11 protein-coding genes are annotated in these 21,455 nt (G+C 70.8%); 6 read left to right on the forward strand and 5 right to left on the reverse strand.

All coding sequences use genetic code 11. From position 1 onward, the window contains the following. The first annotated feature begins 73 nt into the window (after window positions 1–73). The 4 genes from LXT21_RS27510 (at window position 74) to LXT21_RS27525 (ending at window position 8,897) form a co-directional block, all read left to right on the forward strand. Window positions 74–1,945 carry an OPT family oligopeptide transporter gene (locus tag LXT21_RS27510; RefSeq protein WP_254041157.1) on the forward strand — a complete coding sequence of 624 codons (1,872 nt, stop codon included), beginning with the start codon at window positions 74–76 and terminating at the stop codon, window positions 1,943–1,945. A 13-nt stretch (window positions 1,946–1,958) separates the two neighbouring features. Beyond that, window positions 1,959–5,840 carry a serine/threonine-protein kinase gene (locus LXT21_RS27515; RefSeq protein WP_254041158.1) on the forward strand — a complete coding sequence of 1,294 codons (3,882 nt, stop codon included), beginning with the start codon at window positions 1,959–1,961 and terminating at the stop codon, window positions 5,838–5,840. Window positions 5,841–6,086: 246 nt separating this feature from the next. Then, on the forward strand, window positions 6,087–7,493 hold the full coding sequence (locus LXT21_RS27520) for a hypothetical protein (RefSeq protein ID WP_254041159.1): 1,407 nt from the start codon (window positions 6,087–6,089) through the stop codon (window positions 7,491–7,493). Between the two features lie 3 nt (window positions 7,494–7,496). After that, a complete protein-coding gene (locus LXT21_RS27525; protein ID WP_254041160.1) occupies window positions 7,497–8,897 on the forward strand; it encodes a serine/threonine-protein kinase in 1,401 nt (466 codons plus the stop codon). Between the two features lie 3 nt (window positions 8,898–8,900). Here the strand turns inward: LXT21_RS27525 and LXT21_RS27530 are convergent, their stop codons facing one another. Further along, window positions 8,901–10,319, reverse strand: coding sequence for a sigma 54-interacting transcriptional regulator (locus LXT21_RS27530; protein WP_254041161.1), 1,419 nt, complete (start codon window positions 10,317–10,319; stop codon window positions 8,901–8,903). Window positions 10,320–10,766: 447 nt separating this feature from the next. Here LXT21_RS27530 and LXT21_RS27535 point away from each other — a divergent pair, with 447 nt between their 5' ends. Continuing rightward, window positions 10,767–11,768, forward strand: coding sequence for a cyclase family protein (locus LXT21_RS27535; protein WP_254041162.1), 1,002 nt, complete (start codon window positions 10,767–10,769; stop codon window positions 11,766–11,768). On the opposite strand, the gene LXT21_RS27540 is transcribed toward LXT21_RS27535, so the two are convergent. The 3 genes from LXT21_RS27540 to glsA form a co-directional block, all read right to left on the reverse strand. Continuing rightward, window positions 11,687–12,748, reverse strand: a complete 1,062-nt coding sequence (locus LXT21_RS27540; RefSeq protein ID WP_254041163.1) for a LysR family transcriptional regulator — start codon at window positions 12,746–12,748, stop codon at window positions 11,687–11,689. The two genes, LXT21_RS27535 and LXT21_RS27540, sit on opposite strands and share 82 nt — an antisense overlap. A gap of 70 nt (window positions 12,749–12,818) precedes the next feature. Beyond that, window positions 12,819–14,018, reverse strand: coding sequence for a porin (locus LXT21_RS27545; RefSeq protein ID WP_254041164.1), 1,200 nt, complete (start codon window positions 14,016–14,018; stop codon window positions 12,819–12,821). A gap of 255 nt (window positions 14,019–14,273) precedes the next feature. After that, window positions 14,274–15,440: a glutaminase A gene (gene glsA, locus LXT21_RS27550; protein WP_254041165.1), complete on the reverse strand. Its 1,167-nt coding sequence runs from the start codon at window positions 15,438–15,440 to the stop codon at window positions 14,274–14,276. A gap of 258 nt (window positions 15,441–15,698) precedes the next feature. Between glsA and LXT21_RS27555 the strand changes: the two genes are divergently transcribed. Beyond that, window positions 15,699–18,503: an aminotransferase class I/II-fold pyridoxal phosphate-dependent enzyme gene (locus LXT21_RS27555; RefSeq protein WP_254041166.1), complete on the forward strand. Its 2,805-nt coding sequence runs from the start codon at window positions 15,699–15,701 to the stop codon at window positions 18,501–18,503. 19 nt (window positions 18,504–18,522) lie between these two features. Here LXT21_RS27555 and LXT21_RS27560 read toward each other — a convergent pair whose 3' ends face one another. Then, a complete protein-coding gene (locus LXT21_RS27560) occupies window positions 18,523–21,402 on the reverse strand; it encodes a sensor histidine kinase (RefSeq protein WP_254041167.1) in 2,880 nt (959 codons plus the stop codon). Window positions 21,403–21,455: the final 53 nt, after the last annotated feature.

The following is a 21,455-nucleotide window of genomic DNA, read 5'->3' on the forward strand; positions in this document are numbered from 1 at the left end:
ACCGCGTGTTCACCCGGAAGCGACGAGAGGGGCTCGTGCGGAAGGGGGGCGGGATGGAAAGATGGGGCGGCCCATGGCTTTGTCCCCCCCTCAAGCATCGCCCGAGGCAACGGCGTCTTCGCTCGCGCCGTCTGCCGCGTCACTGACCCTGCTGAGCATCCCGGGGGACTCGCCCGAGGCCACGGACACGTATTGGCTGGAGCACGTGTACCAGGGAGACCGGCTGCCGCAGTTCACGTTGCGCTCGGTCCTGTTGGGCGCGGCCATCGGTCTGGTGACCTGCGCCACCAACCTCTACGTCGGGCTCAAGACGGGCATCGTCTTCGGTGTCGCCATCACCGCCGTGCTGCTCGCGCAGGGCGCCCATGGCTTGTTCCGGCGCCTGGTCCCCGGCGTCGCGGGCGCGCCGTTGTCTCCGCTGGAGACGTGCAACGCGCAGACCGTGGCGTCGGCCGCGGGCTATGCCACCGGTGGCGCGCTCGTGTCCGTGCAGGGCGCGTGGCTCGTCGTCACCGGCCACCATCCCTCGGGTCCGGTGCTGCTCGCGTGGACCTTCTTCCTGTCCGCGCTCGGGGTCCTCTTCGCCGTGCCCTTCAAGCGGCGGCTCGTGGACCATGAGCAGCTGCCCTTCGCGTCCGGCACCGTCGCGGCCACCACCATCCGCGCCATTCACGCGACGGATTCGGAGGCGTCGCTCCGGTTGCGGCTGCTCGGAGGTGGCGGTCTCTTCTCGGGCCTCGTCACGCTGACGCGGGATGCGTGGGGGAAGCTGCCCGTCTCGCTCCCGTTCCCGGGGACCTGGCGTGGACTCACCTTGGAGCGCTTGGGGTTCGGATTCGATCTGAGCCTGCTGCCAATCGGCGCGGGCGTGCTGTTGGGGCCGCGCATCACGACGTCGATGTTGCTGGGCGCGGTGCTCATCCACGGTGTCGTCGCGCCCCACGTGTTCTCCGCGGGCGTCGTCGACGTGAAGGAGGGGAACCACCTCGAATGGACTTTGTGGCCCGGCACCGCCGCGCTCGTCGTCGGCTCGTTGCTCCACTTCCTGCTCCAGGGCCGTGTCGTCGGTCGTGCGCTCCGCGGAGTCTTCTCAAGAGAGCCTCGAAGGCCGCATCCGGTGGACGCGCTGCAGGTCCCACGGCGTTGGTTGCTCACGGGAATCGCCGTGCTGACGCCCGCGTCCGTCGCCGTGGCCTACGTCGGGTTCGGTGTCCCCGTGGCGCACGGAGCGCTCGCCGTGGCGATGTCCTTCGTACTGTGCCTCATCTCCTGTCGTGTCACGGGTGAGACCGACTCGACGCCTGTCGGAGCCCTGGGGCAGGTGACGCAGGTGACCTACGGCGTGCTGTTGCCGAACCAGGTGCAGGCCAACCTCGCCACCGCGGGCATCACCGTGAACACGGCGTCCTCGTCCGCGGACCTGCTCACCGACTTGAAGACGGGACACCTGCTGGGGGCCAATCCCCGTCGCCTGTTCCTCGCGCAGTTGATCGGCTCGGGCATCGGCGCGCTCGCGGTGGTACCGCTGTTCTTCCTGCTCGTGCCGAACCCGGAGGCGCTGGGCGGTGAGCGCTTCCCCGCACCCGGCGTCTTCACCACCGCGGGCGTCGCGCGGATACTCGCTTCCGGACTCGACAGCCTGGCGCCGATGACTCGCGCGGCGGTGAGGTGGGCCGCGCTCGTGGCGGCGGTCCTCGTGCTCGCCGAGCGCCTGCTCCCTCCACGGTGGAGTCGATGGATGCCCTCACCCGTCGGCATGGGGTTGGCCTGCCTGATGCCCGCATCGTACGCGCTCGGTTTCTTCCTCGGGGGCGTCATCTCCGGAGTCGTGAGCTACGTGAAATCCACGACAGCCGAAGGGCGAGTGGTGACGCTCGCGGCGGGCTGCATCGCGGGCGAGGGGCTGGTGGGCGTTGCCATCGTCCTGTCGCAGTCGCTCTGGTAGCGTCTCCACACCGATGCGCTGCCTGAACTGCCACCGCCGCCTTGCTCCGGGCGCGGCTTGTCCCGTGCACGGCGCGAGTGTTCCAGGCGGCTCGCTCGCCGGGACACTGACGCTCACGGACGTGCCGGGCGTGCGCGGCGCCGCGCCGTTGGGCCGTGGTGGCTTCTCCCAGGTGTTCACCGCGTATCGCGACTCGGACGGTCGCGAGGTGGCGCTCAAGGTCGGTCATGGTCCGCATCACGAGCGCTTCGCGCGCGAGGCCGCGGCGCTGCGGCGCGTGGGGGCTCCCATCGTCCCGGAGCTCCTCGAGCACGGCGTCGCGCGCGGTCGGCCCTTCCTGGTGATGGAGCACCTGCACGGGCAGACGCTCGCGGCGTGGATGGCGGCGCTGCCGGGCTCAGGCGCCGCGTCACTGCCTCGCGTGCGTGAGCTGCTCCGCGGACTGTGCTCGGCGCTGGAGCACACGCACGCGGCGGGCGTGGCGCATCGCGACCTCAAGCCGGAGAACATCTTCCTGCGCGAGGGCGGCGCGCTGAGCCTCCTCGACCTGGGGCTCGCACGCTTCCATGACCTCGAGGACTTGGACGAGTCGGACGCGCTCCCGCCCGGCGTGACGCCCGCGGGGCAGCGGCTGGGCACGCCGCTGTACATGGCTCCGGAGCAGTGTCTCGACGCGCGGCTGGCCAGCACTCCCGCCGATATCTACTCGCTGGGCATCGTCCTCTTCGAGCTGCTCACGGGCGCGCCGCCCTTCGTCGGCAGCCCGGAGCAGATCCGCCACGGCCACGTCAGTCTGCGGCCGCCGAAGGTCTCCGAGCGCGCGGAGGTCCCCGCCGCGCTCGATGATGTCCTCCGCTCCTGTCTGGCCAAGTCTCCGATGGAGCGCTTCGCCAGGGCGCCCGACGTGCTCGCGGCCTTCGATGCCGCGTGCCGCGCCACCAGCGCCCTGGGCACCGTCGCGTCGGGCGAGGCCGTGTCGCCGCAGCAGCCGCTCGTGTCGGGCGCGGGGCCTCGGCAGGTGGCGCTGCTCGGGCTCCACACGCCGCTGTCGTTGGACGCGGTGAAGGCCGCCATCGAGCCGCGCGGAGGGCTCATCGCGCGGGTGAGGCCCGGTGGCTATGTCATCGCCTTCGCGGAGTCGCTCACCGCCGAGGCGAACGTGCGCGCGGGCGCGCTCGCGGCGAGGAAGCTGCTCGAGGAGTCGGAGGCCTCCGCCGTGCTCCATCTGGCGGAGCTGCACGTGCGCGTCGGTGCGTCCACGTTGCGGTTGGCGGGGCCCGCGCTGGACTCGCCGGCGGACTGGTGGCCGCAGGCGTGGGTGCCCGGTGAGACACGCGTCACGGAGGCCGCCGCCGCGCGCCTGGACCCCAGCGCCACCGAGGCCGTGGGGCGCGACACCGCGAGCCTTCTGGAGTCCACCTCGGACTCGGGGCGACTGCGGCTCCTCGACAGCGCGGCGTCCAGTGCCTCGTCCGAACCGCCGCCACTCTTCGGCCGCGAGGACCTGCTGGAGTCGTTGACGAACGAGGCGTTCCGCAGCCTCTCGGAGAAGGTCCCCGGCTTCTCGGTCGTCACAGCGGACGTGGGGCTCGGCAAGTCGCGAGTCATCGACGCGCTCGCCGCGCGGTTGGAGTCGAGCGGTCAGGCCCAGGTCATCCGCTTGCGCGCCACGGCTCCGGATGTCCGCTCGCCGGAGGCGTTGCTCGAGAGCCTGCGCGCCTCGCTCGTCGAGGGGGCGTCACCCCTGCCCGAATCTCCTCGGACCAGCGGCGTCCCCCTCGCGGATGCACGTCACGCGGCGGCGCGCTGGCTCGCCGAGGCGCTTCGTCATCGCGCTCGTGAGCTGCCCCGGGTGCTGTTGCTCGATGATGCGCACCTGGCGGACCCGACGACGCTCGACGCGCTGGAGGTCGCCACGCTCACGGGCGCGTCCGCTCCGCTCTGGGTCTGCGTCGTCGCTCGACCGGCGCTGCTCGGCCTGCGTCCCCACCTGGGCGAGCGCAGCGCGAGCGCCGTCCGACATGTCCTGCCGCCGCTGCCTCCAGAGGCCAGTCGCGCGCTGTTGCTGCACCTGCTGCGCCCCGCGGAGCACATCCCCGAGCCGGTGCTCGTGCGATTGGAGCAGCTGGCCCAGGGCGTGCCGCTGTCGCTCGTCGAGCTGGCCGTGGCGCTGCGGACCGCGGGCGCGTTGAGGGCCTCGCCCGGGGGAGGTTGGTACATCGCACCGGACGCGCTGCTCGATGTGTCCGTGACGCCGCTCTTCCAGCGGCTCGCCAGTCGCGCGTTGGATGGACTTCCGGATGCGTACGGCGGGCTCGCGCGACTGTGCGCGGTGCTCGGAACGGAGCTGGAGGTCGAGCACGTGGACGCGGCCCTTCGACACCTCGGTCCCTCCGAGGAGGGCGTGGGCATGGCCACCTCGCTGGATGCGGGCGCGGGCTTGCAGCGTCTGGCGCGCGCGGGGCTCCTGAGGCCCGTGGGTCTGGGCCGCTTCGCGTTCCGTCACCCCTTGCTGCGCGAGTCCATCGAAGCGCTCCTGCCGCCGGTGACACGCCGCGCGCTGCATGCCGCCGCGCGACTGGCGACCTCCGGCGATTCACCTTCCGAGCGTCATCGTCGCGCCCTCCACGCCGCGGCCTGTGGCGCGCATGACGAGGCCGCCACCGCCTTCCTCGCCCTCGCCGAGGAGTCACGTCGCGCGCATCGCTCCGTGGAGGCCGAGCAGCTCTACACCCGTGCGCTCGCGCTGCTGCCGGACCGCGACTCGGAGCAACGGGCGCGCGCCCTCGCGGGTCGAGGACGCGTGCGCCATCGCCTCCAGCGCTTCCACGAAGGGCTCGGAGACCTGGCCTCCGCGCGCACGCTGGCGGAGGTCCGCGGGGACAAGGCCCTGTGCGTGGACCTGCTCCTGGAGGAGGCCACCGCGCGCGACTGGATGGAGGACGTGGAGGGCTCGACGCTCTGTGCCCGCGAGGCCTTGGAGCGAATCGAACAGCTCGATGACCCACGCCTGTCCCTGCGCTGCACACTGGCTCGCGGTCGGCTGCACGTGCGTCAGGGCGAGTGGGGACCGGCGGCCCGCATCCTCGACTCCGTCATCGAGGGCGCCGAGCGCGCGCGGGAGCATGAGACGCTGGTGGTGGCCCTCACCATGCTGGGCTCGTCGCTGACGTTCCTCGAGCGCACGGACGAGGCTTCGTCCCGCTTCGAGGAGGCCCTGGCCCGCTGCGAGGCCGCGGGCGACGCGCTGCACCTGGCCGCCACGCTCATCAACCGCGTGCTCCTGTGGTTGGGGCAGGGCGATGTGGCGCGGATGGAGGAGGACCTGCGGCGCGCCATGGGGCTGGGGCGCGAGCTGGGACACGCTCAGGTGGAGCGCTGGTCCACCTTCAACCTCGCCGAGGTGCTCTACATGCAGGGGCGCTTGCAGGAGGCGCTCCCGTTGGCGCGCCGTGCCCATGAGCTCGGCGTGCGCTTCTTCCTGGAGCACCCGGTGCCCGTGGACGCGCTGCTGCTCGCGCGCATCGGCGTGGCGCTCGGTGATTGGGAGGAGGCGTCCCGGCAGCTGCGCTGGATCGAGTTCCATTGTCCGCCCGCCTCGCTGCCGCCCACCGCCGTCATGCGCAAGCTGGTGGAGCTCCAGGTGCGCGAGGCCGAGCGCGGAGGCGGGGTGCACGAGTCCCCCGCCTGGACGGCGCTGGAGGACGAGGCCCGCGAGCTGGCCTCTCCCGATGAGAAGGCGGAGCTGCTGCTCCAGGCCGCCCACTCGGCCTTCCGCTCCCGCCTCCCGGACGAGGCCCGCACCTGGCTGACCCGCGCCGAGAGCGCCGTCGCCTCCGCGCCCCTCTGGCGGACTCGATGGGAGGCCCTGCGCGACACGGTGGGGCGGGTGTAGCGCGGGACGTCACAAACCCGCCGGGGAGTGACTCCCCACGCTACAAAGGAGGACCTCCCAGGGAGGGTCCCAGAGGGGAGGGTGACTGGCGACACGGCTGGCCTGGAGCGTGCTTCAGTGGGGGGGTATTTCTCCAATTTCATGTTTTTCACTGGAGGAGCGTCCATGGGTGTCACTGTCCGTCGCGCCCCGTTGGGTTTTGTGTCCTTGCTGTTGTGGGCCCTGGCCGGCTGTGGAGGAGGGAGTGTGCCCGTCGCGGACGCCCCCACGTCCGACGTCGCAGAGAGCCGGGCGGAGATTCGCATCGCGAACTCGCTGTCCACGGATGCGCTCGTCCTCAACGCCCTCTCCACCAACGCGCTGGCCAACCGGATGTTGGCGACGCAGAAGCTGCAGGACCTGTTCAGCGCGTCGGGCGGGGACCCGTACATCCGCAAGCAGATGCATGATCCCGATGCCCAGACGTTCATGAGCTACCTGGTGAGCTGCGCGCTGGGGCCCACCCAGGTGCTCTGGTACTACAACCCGCGCGGGCCGACGCCGGGCCCCGGGGTGTGGCAGGGCAAGGCGGGCTTGTGTACGCAGTGGCTGACGTCGGCGCCGACGCCCGAGTGTCTCAACCGCGTCTCCGCGTGCCTCCTGGCCCGCAACAACGCGTTCGGCCGGCGCGTGGAGCTGTCCATCCGCGGCGAGGTCACCAACAACCCGAGCATCTTCTACCTGGAGCCGGTGTCGAAGCCGGCGGAGTACGATCCGACGACGGCGACGAAGCTGCCGAGCTTCGAGGGCTGCCAGGAGGGCGAGACGGGCGCGCAGCGTGACTGCGGGTGGACGCCGGACGGTATCGGCTCCTGTCTGCCGGGCTCGCAGGTCTGGGTCGGGGCGGGCGGCGCCGTCTCCTGCCCGGGGCCGGCGTTGGGGGCCTCGTCCGGCGGGCGCATGGCGCTGCGGGTCTGCTCGGGCGTGGTGGGCTGCGATACCGGCCGCGACACGGTGCTCGGCGAGTCGGAGTCGAGCTGCTCTGGCACGGGGCCGGTGCTCGGCTTCACCTGCCCGGCGGAGGGGTACTTCAGCGTGATGTCCGCGCCGTACGACAGCAGTGACAGCGGTTCGGTGAGCGTGGCCGCGGACCCCGCCGAAGTGTCGGCCTATCCGCTGGCGGAGGCGGAGGTCTTCGGCGTCCGCGAGGGCGCCTTCTACGGCAACATCTTCGACTCGAAGGCGCTGGCCACGCAGGTGTACGTGGAGGAGATCCGCCAGGGCGACATCACGCGCTACCGCGTGGTGGGAGATGATGCGGTGGTGGATGGTGCCATCTACATGCGGATGTACTCCTGTTACGACCCGCAGTGGAGCAACGGCGCGGCGTACTCCTCGTACCGCGTCTGCGCGCTGCCCGGCTCTGGCGCCAACTGCGCGTCCACGGTGGCGGGCCCCTGCTGGGGGAGCGGCGCGAAGGGGGAGGGCCGGTGTGCGATCGACGATGGCCCGGAGGTGCCGGGGGATGGCGACTACGAGCGCTGCAAGGACCCGTACGGCGGCCTCTGGAAGGAGCCGGTGACAACCTTCCTGCATGACGCCTGCGGCCCGGTGAAGGACGCGCGCCTGCGCAAGCTGTGCTCGCGGACGGTTCGCCCGGGCAAGGAGCGCTAGTCGATGACGAGCGGAGGCGTGGAGGCCCTCTACGGTGAGGAGCTGCGGCCCGGCGCGCTGGTGGGGCGCTGGGTCGTGGAGCGTGTCCATTACCGGGGGCCGGTCTCCACCCTCTATCGCGCTCGGGATGCGAGCAGCGGTTCGCTCGCCGCGCTCAAGGTCCTGCAGTCGTCGGCCTTGTCCACGGACACCGCGCTGCGCCGCTTCCGCCGGGAGGCGGCGACGCTGCAGCGGTTGAGTCATCCGCACATCGTCCAGGTGCTCGACTACGGCGAGCTCCCGGAAGGCCGGCCCTTCATCGCCATGGAGTGGCTGGAGGGCAGGGACCTGGCCGCGGAGCTGTCCGCGCGAGGGCCCCTGTCCTCACGCGAGGCGCTGGAGGTGCTGGAGCAGGTGGGCGCCGCGCTGGGCGTCGCGCACGCCGCGGGCGTGGTGCACCGTGACCTCAAGGCGCAGAACGTGATGCGCCTGTCTGGCGGCGGCGAGGCCCTGTGGGTGAAGCTGGTGGACTTCGGCGTGGCGAAGGCGCTGACACCGGGCGTTCCCGGAGCCTCCTCGCTCACGCACACGGGCGTCGCCCTGGGCACGCCCCTGTCCATGGCGCCCGAGCAGATTCGCGGTGAGGTGCCGGACACGCGCACGGACCTGTATGCGCTGGGCGTGCTCCTGTTCCAGCTCGTCACCGGGCAACCTCCGTTCCAGGGAGCCACGCGGCACGAGGTGGAGGAGCAGCACCTGCACGCGCCGCCCCCCAGGCCCACCGAGCGCGCGCCCGTGCCCTCGGGCCTGGATGACGTGGTGCTGCGCTGTCTGGGCAAGACTCGCGAGGAGCGCTACCCGGACGTGGCCCTGTTCCTGGAGGAGCTGCGTCGCGCGGTGGGCGGCGTGGGGCCTCTCGCGAACCCGGGCCACGCGGTGGCGCTCTACGCGGAGGCCCGCATGTCCCACGCGCCCGACTCGACGAGCCTGGAGCGCATGGACTCCCTGCTCGAGCGCACGGGGCTCATCGCTCGCGAGGTGGGGTTGGAGGTGCGACTGGAGGGGAGCGGCTGTCTGATGGCGCTGGCGCCGCTGCCGGACGACGCGGCCTCCGAGCGCGCCGTGCGAGAGCGCGTGTTGGCGGCGGCGCTGTCCCTCCTGGAGCAGGAAGGGGCGCGAGACGAGGACCCGCGCGAGTCCGCCTCCCCGGTGCACCTGGCCATCACCGTCCACGTGGACCAGCTGCCGGGCGCGGAGGGCCGCGCGGGTGGGAGCCTGCTGCATCTGCCGGGGTGGGTGGCGGACGCGAAGGACGGGGGGCTGGTGGCCACCGAGTCGGCACTGCGAGGGCTGGAGTCCGGCTTCCTCGCGGCGCCGCTGCCCGGTGGCGGGGCCATCTGGTCCCGCGTCACCGGACGGCGGTGAGGCTCACGGCTTGATGCCGTGCCGACGCAGCAGCCGGTAGAGGTGCACCCGGTCCATGCCCGCGGTGACGGCGGCCTGGGCCACCTTGCCCTGGTGCTTCTCCAGGAGCGCGCGCAGGTAGCGACGCTCGAAGTCGTCGACGGCGCGGCGGCGCTGGTCCGCGTAGGGCAGGGTGGGGTCCACCTCCATGGGGTTGCCCGAGCGCGACTCGTCCTCGGTCAGCTCCACCGCCTCCTCGAAGACGAGGCAGCGCTCCAGGTAGTTGCGCAGCTCGCGCACGTTGCCGGGCCACGCCGCGTAGCGCAGCCGGGCCAGGAAGTCCGGCGTGCGCAGGGACGCGGTGCGCTCCTTGTCCGCGCCCAGCGTGCCCAGGATTCCCTCCACCAGCAGCGGCAAATCCTCGGGCCGCTGACGCAAGGGCGGCAGGGCGATTCTCAGCACCGCGAGGCGGAAGAAGAGGTCGGAGCGGAAGCGCCCCGCGTTCACCTCCGCGCGCAAGTCGCGGTGCGTGGCCGCCATCAGTCGCACGTCCACCGGCTGGTACGTGTTGCTGCCGACGCGGCGGATCTCCCGGTTCTCCAGGACGCGCAGCAGCTTGGGCTGCAGCTCCGCGGGCAGCTCGCCAATCTCGTCGAGGAAGACGGTGCCGCCGATGGCCTCCTCGAACACGCCCGCGCGGCGCTGGAGCGCGCCGGTGAAGGCGCCCTTCTCGTGGCCGAACAGCTCGCTCTCCAGCAGGTGCGCGGGGATGGCGCCGCAGTCCACCACCAGGAAGGGGCCGTCCTTGCGCCGGCCCGCCTCGTGGATGGCCTGGGCCGCCTGGCTCTTGCCCGTGCCCGTCTCGCCCTCCAGCAGCACGGTGACGTCGCGCGACGCGGCGCGCTCCATCATCGCGAAGCACACGCGCATGGCCACCGACGCGCCCACCAGCGTCCCGAAGCGCGTGCTCTCCGACACCGGCAGCCGGTTGTTCTCCGCGCTGAAGTCGAAGCGCAGCACCACCCGGCCCAGTCGCAGCAGCGAGCCGCTGCGCAGCACGCCCTCCATCACCAGGACGCCATCCAGGATGACGCCGTTGAGGCTGTCCAGGTCGCGCACCTGCGGGCCCTTGGGGCCGATGCGAATCTCGCAGTGGAAGCGCGACACGGTGGAGTCATCCACCGCGAAGTCGTTGAGCGGATGCGAGCCCACCGAGCACGTGTCCGCCGTGGACTCCCACGTGCTGCCCGACTGGGGGCCCTCCACCACCGTCAGCCGGAAGCGGCGCACGGTGGAGGCGTCGTACGCGCGGCGGCCCTGCTCGTAGGGGAGCGTGACGTGGAGCGCCTCGTCGCCGGACTCCCTTGCCTCGACCTTCCAGACCGCATCGTTCTTCACGTCGGGAGTCGGAGGTGCTGTGCGGGCCCGGTCGGAAGCAGACATGAGCTTCAAGATACCATGGCCACGTGACGCGAAGTTCCGGTCGTCCATCCCTGTCCAATCGTCAGGTTGCCCCGTGAAATGCCCCCGCGGAGGCCCGGCTCGGTCGATACCGGCCGGGCCCCGCGTCCCCCCTCTCCGCCCCCCGGCCCCCCTTGCTGCACGGAGCGCACGGTCGTGGTGGGTTGCGCCCGACCGTGTGGCGCTCGCTGGCAATGCAGCGGGTGTGCCGTTCCACCCTCACCCTGGGGTCACTCCCGCCCTCGAAGCCAGGGCGTAGCCTTGGAGGTTACAAATCCGGCCCGTCTGTGGCGTGGGGGGTCACAGGTGGAGGGCTTCGCCATCGATGACCGTCATCGACGGACTCGATTGGGCGCCCCGGGGCCACGTCGCTAGGTAGGGCGTGTCCGTCTCTCCATTCCTGGGGAGGTGAGAAGCCACGGAGTGCACATGTTCAAGCGCGTCATCCAGGGCCTGGTCATCGCGAGCGTGGGGTGGGGGGCGCTCAGCGCGCTGGCGGCCGAGCCTCCGTCCGGAGCGAAGGGGCTGTCGAGCCCCGAGGCCATCCAGGCCTGGAAGAAGGAGCACCGCAACTGGGGGCGGTGGGGAGACAAGGACCAGCTGGGCACGGCGAACCTCATCACGCCCGCGAAGCGCCGCGAGGCCGCGAAGCTCGTGCGAGAGGGCGTGTCCGTGTCGCTGGCTCACACGCTGGAGACGCGCGAGGCCGCCGATGTCCCGTCGCCGCTGGAGCACCAGATGCTGTTCCACGGCGGGGCGCCCGACGCCACGTACAGCGCGGACCGGCTGGGCCTGGGCTTCCACGGGTGGTCCCACACGCACCTGGACGCGCTCTGCCACATGTTCGACGAGGGCCGCACGTACAACGGCCATCCGCAGTCGCGAGTGGATGCGCGCGGGTGCTCGGTGCTGTCGGTGAACGCGGTGCGGGACGGTCTGCTGACGCGCGGGGTGCTCATCGACATGGCCGCGTTCAAGGGCGTGCCGTACCTGGAGCCGGGGACGCCCATCCATGCCTCGGACCTGGAGGCGTGGGAGCGCAAGACGAAGGTGAAGGTGACGAGCGGGGACGCGGTCATCGTGCGCACGGGGCGGTGGGCGCGGCGCGCGGCGGTGGGGGCGTGGGACGTGTCGTCGAGCTCACCAGGGTTGCATGCGTCGAGCGTGGAGTGGCTCGCGGCGCGCGGAGTGGCCGTCGTGGCGACGGACGTGGGCCTGGACGTCATCCCCTCGGGCGTGGAGGGGATGCTGGTGCCGGTGCACGTGCTGCTTATCAACACACTGGGCGTCCACGTCATCGACAACGCGGACCCGGAGGCGCTCGCGAAGGCGGCCGCGTCGCGAGGGCGCTACGACTTCCTCTTGAGCGTGGCGCCCCTGGCGGTGGAGGGCGGCACGGGCTCTCCCGTCAACCCCATCGCGACCTTCTGACGGGAGCGACGACGGCGCGGCGGCGTCCTGGCCGTGACGTGCGGGGCGGAGTTCTCCTCACCGCTCTGCGTGGCGGCGCGGAACATCGTCTCGCGCAGCCAGCGGTGTCCGGGGTCCGCGTCGCGCGACGCGTGCCAGCGCATCACGATGGCGTCCGCGGTGAGGGGCAGGGGTGGCTCGCTGATGCTCAGGCCGAAGGCCTGGGCGCTGGCCAGGGCCGCGCGGCGCGGGAGCACGGCGAGCAGTCGTGAACCACGCAGCAGGTGCGGCACGCTGAGCGAGTGCGCCGTCTGCACGGCGACGCGGCGCTTCAAGCGGAGCCGGGCCAGCGCATCGTCCACGACGTCGCTCGAGTCCGCCCGCCGCGACACCCGCACGTGCGGAATGGACAGGAAGTCCTCCAGGGACAGCGGCAGGTCCACGTCCACGACGTCGGGGTCGAACACCACGCGGTAGCCGCCCGCGCAGAACTGGCGCAGCTTGTGGTGCGGGGCCTGCTCCAGCGGCGGGCCCACGAGCAGGTCCAGCGCGCCATCATCCAGCAGCGACAGGCCCAGGGACTCCTGGAGGGGCGACAGCGAGAGCGTGACGCCGGGCGCCTCGCTCGCGGCGAGCGAGAGGAAGGCGGGCACCAGCGAGGACTCCAGGCCGTCCGACAGGCTCACCTTGAAGTGGCGCTCCTGGGTGGCGGGGTCGAAGGGGCGCTGGGTGAGGACGCCCTGCAGACACGCGAGCGCGGTGCGCACGGGCTCGGCGAGCATCAGGGCGTGGGGCGTGGGCACGACGCCAGTGGGCGCGCGGGTGAAGAGCTCGTCGCCGAGCAGCTCGCGCAGCCTCGCCAGGTGGTGACTCATCGCCGGCTGTCCCAGGCCGATGCGGTGGGCGGCGCGGGTGACGTGGCGCTCGCGCATCAGCGCGTCGAAGGCCACGAGCAGGTTGAGGTCCAGGCGCGAGAGCTGGGCGTGGTCGATGGGGAGCATGGCGGCGGCGTCTCCTTGCCGTCGGCAGGCATAACGCAAGCGCCGCCAGGATGCCCGCCAGACGGTGGCGCTAGAACGCCAGGTTGAGCTGCAAGGTGATGAGCTGCGAGGTGCCCGGGTCCTTGGGAATCACGACGCCAGCGTCCTCGGCGCCGTTGGCGGCTTCCTGGTGGGCAATCTGGTAGCGCAGCTTGAACGCCAGGTGAGGCGCGTTGACGAACCAGGCGAGCTGGGCCTCGCCGATGTAGAGCAGGTCGTCGTCCAGGTCGAAGCTCGGGTTGAGGTAGCTCAGGCGCACGCCCACATCCACGGTCTTCTTGTAGATGACGTAGTCGGCCTGCACCCACGCGCCGAAGCTCGAGTAGTTGCGCGCGCTGTTCATCGGGTCGACGCGACTGATGTACGCCTCGCCGAAGAAGCTGAACCGCCGCGCCTGGACGAACAGGTCCACGCCGCCGGTCACGAAGCGGCGCTCGCCCTCGCGCAGGATTTCGAAGACGCCGGACTCCGGGTTGAAGTTCTCCTTCACCTGGGAGACATCGCCGCCGGCGCCTTGCAGGGTGAAGGACACGTTGAGCGGAGGCGGCTCCTTGTCGCCGGACATGATGTACGGCAGCTCGCCGTAGCCGGGCTTGCCCATGGGGGAGAACGTGGCGCGCGCGTTGAGCTGATACTTATCGGACTCGGAGCGGACGCTGCGCAGCGGCGAGCCACCGTAGATGCCGACGTAGTACTCCAGCCGGTCCATGGTCCCGAAGAGCGTCACGCCCTTGTCGCGACCCGTCCAGTAGTAGTTGGCGATGGTGGAGAACTCGGGGAAGAGGATCTGCTGCGGCCCCCAGGACTCGTGACGGCTCAGCGGGGTGTACTGCTGGCCCGCGCGCACGCCCAGCGCGTCCCAGGGTTGAATCTCCACCAGCGAGTCGAGCAGGTACAGCGGCGGGTCCGCCAGCTCCAGCGACGTCCAGAAGCGGATCCAGGGACGGAAGATGTTGCCGCGCATGATGGGGCGCAGGAACGAGAAGGCCGTGCGGGACTCGGCCTTGCCATCCAGATAGACGGGCTCGAGCTTGTAGCCGGCCTGCAGCCCGATGCCGAGCAGGTAGTTCCCATCCTCGGACTGGATGTGGAAGCCGTTCTTCTCGTCGTAGCCGCCGGTGATGGTGGGCTTGTCGTCGTCCTTCTTCTCGTCCTGCGCGTGGCTCTGCGTCGGCGCGAGCAGCCCGCTGCCCACGCCCGCCACCACCGCCGCCACTCGTATCCAGCGCATGCCCTGTTCCCTCGAATGAGCGCGGCCCCGGGCGAGACGACTCGCGAGGGGCCGAGCGGCACGGTGGGCATGCGTGTGGAGCGCGCCAGTCGGGAGCGACGCGCGCTATCCGCGAGCCGACGGCGGGCGAGGGGCGGCGATGGCTGACGGACAGCGGCCTCGTCCTCGTGGGAGGGGATGCTCGAGAGCGACACGCGAGAAGGCGCCCCTCCCACGCGATGGGAAGAGGCGCCCTCGAATCGCGGCTACGGCCATCTACGGTGAGGGAGGCGTCTTCTTCTGCTCCGCGCCATCGTGGCCCGAGCCACCGATGCCCTGCTTGCCCTCGCCGCCCGGCGTGGCGGCATACAGGTTGTCACCCAGTGAGTTCACCACCTGGGTGATGGCGCGCTGGGCGCGCACGCTGTTGCCCGCCTTGTCGAGCGGGGGTGAGAAGGCCGCGATGGCATAGCGGCCCGGCACCACCGCGACGATGCCACCGCCCACGCCGCTCTTGGCGGGGACGCCCGCCTGATAGAGCCACTCGCCGGTGTTCTCATACAGACCATTGGTGGCCATCAGCGCCAGGGTGCGCCGCGCGGTGTCCGGGCTGATGACCCGCTCGCCCGTGACGGGGTTGATGCCGCCATTGGCGAGCGTGGCCCCCATGGTGGCGAGCTGCCGGGCCGTGACGTTGACCGAGCACTGCCGCGTGTAGATGTCGAGCGCCTGCTCGCGCGGAGAGCCGAGGACGTCATAGGACTCCAGCAGCGCGGAGATGGACTGGTTGCGGGTGTTGGTGTCCGTCTCCGACTTGTAGACTTCTTCATTCACCGAGAGCGGCTCGCCCGCGAAGGAGTTGAAGTTGTCGTTGATCTTCTTCCAGCGCTCGTCGGGCGTCTTCGCGGGAATCATGCTCACCGAGGTGATGGCGCCCGCGTTGACCAGCGGATTGCCGGCGCGGTGGTCCTCGTTCATCTCGATGGCGACGATGGAGTTGAAAGGCTGCCCGGTGGCGTCCACGCCAATCTTGTCCTCGACCTTCTTCGCGCCCACCTCCTCCATCAGTCGCGCCAGCGTGAAGGGCTTGGAGAGCGACTCGATGGGGAAGGGCGAGGCGGCGTCGCCGGCGGTGTAGATCTTCCCGTCGACGGTGACGAGCGCGAGGCCGAAGAGGTTGGAGTCCACCTTGGCCAGGTACGGGATGTAGTCCGCGTTCTTTCCCTCCTTCGTCCCGCGGAACTGCTTGTGGGCCTTCTGGAGGGCCTGCTGGATGTCCGTCTCGGACGGCATCGCCTCGTCTCCCGGGGAGGGGCGAGCGGTCGTCGGAGACGCGGCCGGCCTGGACTTGGGCGCGGCGCCCAGCGCGACACCGGGGCCCGCGAGGGCCAGCAGGCATGTGGAGAGCAACCAGCTTCTGCGACCGCGGCTTGCGAGCTTCATGTCATCTCCTCCCAGCGACGAGAGCACCCGCGAGCGCAACAGCAGGCGCGTCGGCTTCGGTGGTTGAGGAGTGGGGGCCACCCGGCCGCGCGGCAACGCCGGGAGCGCACGAGCGAAGAGGCCCTCGCGTCCACGCGTGCGTGGAGGAGCCCTCCCCGCCGTCCGGGCTTCGCGTCGATGACGTGGCCCCTACCTTGTCCGACGTCGTGTCGCACGGCGCTCCGCCGGTGCCCGCTGACGAAAGGAGGAGGTACCGCCATGGCGGAGCCCCTGACCTCGCTGGAGTCCGGTGTCCAGGCACACCTGTTGTCCGCGGTCTTCAATCCCGAGCAGGTCCGACTTGACGTGTGGAACCGGCTGCGCGAGGAGGTGACGCGGCTGGAGGCGCGGCACGCCGAGGGGCACGGGGCCTCCGAGCACATGGAGCAGGTGCTCTCGCTCTTCGCGGAGGTGCACCCCATCGAGCGGCTCTTCGTGTTCCCGGGCGAGGCCCGGCTGCTGAAGCTGGCGGAGATGGCGCGTCGACACGACGTGGAGGAGCTGGCCGAGGAGGTGCGTCGGCTGGTGGGGCTGTTGAGCCTGCATCGCGACCGCGCCTGCCTGCTCACGCGGACGGAGGGCCTGCGCGCGTCGGTGCCGGAGGACTCGCACTACTTCACCACGCTGGTGGTGGACGACATGGCGGCGGAGGACTTCGACCGCGTCCACCGCGGGATGCTCGAGGCGCAGCGCGGAGAGCATCAGTTCCTCTACGAGCTGCTCCAGGTCCGCTCGGTGGAGGACGCGCTGGTGGCGGTGCTCGTCAACGACGACGTGCAGGCGTGTGTCGTGCGGCAGGACCTGCCGCTGCGCTCGCGCTCACCGGTGAAGCAGCTGCGCTCCATGCTGGAGCCCATGCTGGCGGAGGCGGAGCGCAACGGTGACGAGGCGGCCCTCGTGGTGGCGCGTTGGGTGCGCCGCCTGCGTCCGCACCTCAACGTCTACCTCGTCACCGACGAGTCGCTGGTGGGGCGGGAGATGCACACCGAGCGCCTGTTCGACCGCGTCTTCTACCGGTACGAGTCCGCGCACGAGCTGAACGTCACCGTGGTGGACGGGGTCCGCGAGCGCTACCGGACGCCGTTCTTCGACGCGCTCAAGCACTACGCCTCGCGGCCCATCGGCAACTTCCACGCGCTGCCGATTGCCCGGGGGCACTCGGTGTTCAACTCGCGCTGGCTGCGGGACATGGGGGAGTTCTACGGGCCCAACCTGTTCATGGCGGAGTCGTCCTCCACCGCGGGGGGGCTGGACTCCCTGCTGGAGCCGACGGGGTCCATCAAGCAGGCCCAGGAGATGGCGGCGAAGACGTTCGGCGCGAAGCAGACGTTCTTCGTCACCAACGGCACGTCGACGGCGAACAAGATCGTCCACCAGACGCTGCTCCAGCCCGGTGACGTGGTGCTCATCGACCGCAACTGCCACAAGTCGCACCACTACGGGCTGGTGCTGGCGGGCGCGCACACGGTGTACCTGGATGCGTATCCGGTGCGGGAGTTCGCGATGTACGGCGGCGTGGCGCTGAGCACGCTGAAGGCGAAGCTCCTGGAGCTGAAGTCCGCGGGGCGGTTGGACCGGGTGAAGCTGGTGGTGCTGACCAACTGCACCTTCGACGGGCTCGTCTACCACCCGGAGCGGGTGATGGAGGAGCTGCTGGCCATCAAGCCGGACCTGGCGTTCCTCTGGGACGAGGCGTGGTTCGCCTACGCCACGTTCATGCCGCTGGCGCGTCAACGCACGGCGATGCGGGCCGCGCAGAAGCTGGCGGAGCGGCTGCGCAGTCGCGCGTACCGCGAGGAGTATCGCGCGTGGCGTGCCCGACGCGCAGACGGGGACGCGGTGGCGGGAGGCCGGGCGCTGGAGGAGCGGCTGCTGCCGGACCCGGACAAGGTGCGCGTGCGCGTGTACGCGACGCAGTCCACGCACAAGTCGCTGTCGGCGTTCCGTCAGGCCTCGATGCTGCACGTCTGGGACGAGGACTTCGAGCGGCGCGCGGCCGCACCGCTGACGGAGGCGTACTTCACGCACATCACCACGTCGCCCAACCACCAGCTCGTGGCGTCGCTGGACCTGGCGCGCCGGCAGATGGACCTGGAGGGCTTCGCGATGGTGAAGGAGGCCTACCAACTGGCGATGCGCATGCGCGAGCGGCTGCGCGAGGACCCGTTGCTGCATCGGTACCTGCGGCTCTTGGACGCGGACCAGATGGTGCCGGAGGTGTTCAGGAGCTCGGGGTTGAACCGATACGTGGGGCCGGGCTCGGCGGGCGTGGACGAGATGACCCGGGCGTGGGCGCAGGACGAGTTCGTGCTGGACCCGACGCGCCTGACGCTCTTCACCGCGCTCACGGGCCGCAACGGGTTCGAGTTCCGGGGCAAGGTGTTGATGGAGCGGCTGGGCATCCAGGTGAACCACACGTCCATCAACACGGTGTTGATGAACGCGACGATTGGCGTGACGTGGGGCTCGCTGTCGTTCCTCTTGGACGGGCTCCGGCACGAGGCGGAGCGACTGGAGACGATGCTGGCGCAGGCGACGGGCGCGGAGCGCAGGCTGTTCGACGCGAAGGTGCGCGCCATCACCGAGGAGCTGCCGCCGCTGCCGGACTTCAGCGGGTTCCATCCGGCGTTCCAGCCCTCGGGCGGAGTGGGGGAGGGTGATTCGCGCAGCGCCTTCTTCCTGGCGTACCGCGAGGAGAACGCGGAGTTCGTGACGTTGCCGGAGGCCGCGCAGGTGTTGGACTCGGGGCGGCGACTGGTGTCCACGCGCTTCGTGGTGCCGTATCCGCCGGGCTTCCCCATCCTCGTGCCGGGGCAGGAGGTGAGCCCGGGCATCGTGGAGTTCATGCGGAAGCTGGACGTGAAGGAGGTCCACGGCTACCGGCCGGAGCTCGGGTTGAGCGTCTTCACGGAGGACGCGCTGGAGCGCGCCGCGAGCACGCCGGCCCCCGAAATCCCGGGGCCCCGGGAGCGCGGCCCGCGTCACGCTCCGGGCCACGACGGGTCCACGCCCGCGTCGCATTGAGCGCGAGGCCCGCGCGGCCTCAGACGTGCCAGGTGAGGGAGCTGTCCGCCGAGTGCGCGGCGGGCAGCGAGCAGTAGAACGTGGTGCCCAGGCCCGGCTGGCTGTCCACCCAGACCCGGCCGCCATGGGCCTCGGTGATGCCCTTGACGATGGTGAGCCCCAGGCCCGCGCCTTCCTTCGCGCGGCTCCGGGCCTGCCAGAACGGCTCGAACAGGTGGTGCTGGTCCTCGGGGAGGATCCCCGAGCCCGTGTCGCTCACCGAGCACCGCACCATCTCTCCCCAGGGGCTCGCGCGCAGGATGATGCTGCCGCCCATGGGCGTGAACTTGAGCGCGTTGCCAATCAGGTTGGAGAACAGCTGCAGCACCCGGTCCCTGTCCACGAACAGGTCCGGCGTGTCGGGGCTGACGTCCAGCTGGAGCTGGATGGACTGGGCCTCGGCCAGCGCGCGATGCAGCTCCAAGGCCTCCGTGAGCAGCGCCACCGTCGACTCCGGTCGGCGGTCCACGGTGAGGCCACCGCCCTGCATCCGCGCCACGTCCAGCAGGTCCTCGATGAGCGCCGTCGCCCGGGTGACCGCCTTCTGGATGGAGTTCAGGGGACGTGAATCCGCCGCCCGCTCCGACGGCGAGCGCTTCATCATGGTCCCCGCGCTCAGGGAGATGACATTCAGGGGCGCGCGCAGGTCATGGGCCACGATGCGCAGCACCTCGTCGCGGAGGTGCGTGGCCTCTTCCGAGCGCGCGTGCAGGCGCGCGTTGTCCAGGGCCAGCGCCGCGCGCCGCGCCAGTTCCTCGCAGAGCGTCAGGTCCCGAGGCCCATAGCTCCGCCCGGACTCGGAGGTGCCCAGCGCGACGACGCCCACCGTGTGCCCGCGCGCGCTCAAGGGCACCACGATGATGGAGGAGGGCGCGAGCCGTCGCAGCAGGTCCAGGTGCCGGGCATCCTCCGCGGTGCTCTCCAGCAGCGACTCGGGGACGTCCTCCAGCAGCAGCGACTGGCCGCTCATGAAGACCTCCGTCAGCGCATGTCCACGGCGCAGGTGGGCCTGCGGATACGCGCCGAACAGCTCCTCCATCAGTTGCGTCTTCTCCTGCGTGGAGGCGAGGCACTCGCGGTGTTGGACCTTCCCGCGCTCGTCGATCATCGTCACGATGCAGAAGTCCGCCAGCGTGGGGACGAGCAGCCGCGACACCGTGGTGACCGTGGTCCCCAGGTCCAGCGAGCTGGCGAGCCGCGGCCCGGCCTCCGCGAGCAGGTGCTGGTCGCGCTCCTGTCGCTTGCGCTCGGAGATGTCCTGCACCTGGGAGATGAAGTGCAGCGGCTCCCCTCGCGAGTCGCGGACGAGCGACGCCGTGAGCAGGACGAACACCGAGTGGCCCAGCTTGTGGCGGTAGCGCTTCTCGAGTTGATACATCCCTCGCTCACCCTCCAGCAGTCGTCGTACCTGGAACAGGTCCCCCTCCAGGTCCTCCGGGTGCGTGAGGTCCTGGAACGTCACCGCGCACATCTCCTCGCGCGAGTACCCGAGCATCTGCCCCAGCGCCTCGTTCACGTTCAGGAAGTGTCCGTCCAGGCCGACCAGGGACATGCCGATGGGGGCATGGTCGAAGGCGGTGCGGAACAACGCCTCCCGGTTGCGACGGGCCTCCTCGGCTCGAACCCGCGCGCTCATGTCTCGGAGGATGACGGCCCTGAACGCCACGTCGTCCACGCGCACGTCGGCGAGCGTGGCCTCCGCGGGGAACACCTCTCCATTCTTGCGACGGCCGGACAGGCGCCAGCGCTCGTCGTCGGAGCGGACCGTCCCCAGGGCCGCGGGGGACGGGAGTTCGAGCGGCCCGTTCAGCAACAAATCCATCGGCTTGCCCAGGACCTCGCCCGCCGCGTAGCCGAAGATGCGCTCGGCGCCGGTGTTGAACAGGGTGATGTCGCGTTGTTCGTCGATGGCGATGATGGCGTCCGCCGCGTTGTTGACGATGCCGGCGAGGCGCGCCTCGGAGATGCGCAGGGACTGCGCCACCTCGCGCTGACGCGCGTCCAGCCGGGACAGGGCATTCGCGTTGCGAGCCAGCAGGAGCACGAAGGCGAGCACCGTGACGAGCGCGAAGACGGAGTTGCCGAACGGACCGCCGCGATAGCCGAGCTCCTCGATGAGCAGGTGCAGTCCCCACACGAGCAGTGGCAGGACGATGACCGCGGGCAGCAGCCTGCGCGCCATGAGTCCGCCGGCGTCGTTCCGCAGCAACACGCCCATCAGCCCATGCCGGGGATGCACGGAGAGGATTCCCACCGAGAGCAGCAGGAACAGCAGCGCCGAGTGCAGCGCCATGGGCGTGTAGCGCCCGAAGGCCCGGAGCCCGATGAACGCCGTCAGCGGCGCTTCCTCCAGGTACGCGTAGCCGATGAGGGCCTGCGTGGCGATGAGCGCGACGAACAAGGCGAGCGGACGGGCCGGATGCCATCCCGAGCGGGTCCGGACGTGCAGCAGCAGCAGCGCGAACCCGAGCATCATCAAGCTCATCGCCGTCAGCGGAGATGGGCGTCCCGGGAGCCGGGGCGCCAGGCCGTCGACTGTGCTCGCGAAGAGCAGTTGGTCGATGCCGAAGCTTCGCTGCATCCCGTACTCGAGCAGCACCAGCCCGCCCAGCCCCACCACGAGCAGCGCCAGCGCCAGGCCCACGCCTCGCGCCAGGCGCTTACCCGGCTTGCTCCTCAGCAGCCACAGCGCGCAGCCGGTGGTGAGCAGACTCACGGCGGTGATGGGCATCATCACCCCGGCTCCCGGGAGGAAGACCACGCGGGTGAGCCGCTCGCTGGCCATCGCCCAGCCCACCAGCACCGTGGCCGACACCAGGACGGTGAACGTGCACACGAGCGGGACCAGCCAGCCGAGCACCCTTTCCAGAGGGCGCGATGAAACCTCCATCCACGAACCTGGAGTCTCGTCCT

Source organism: Myxococcus guangdongensis, assembly GCF_024198255.1.
GTDB lineage: Bacteria > Myxococcota > Myxococcia > Myxococcales > Myxococcaceae > Myxococcus > Myxococcus guangdongensis.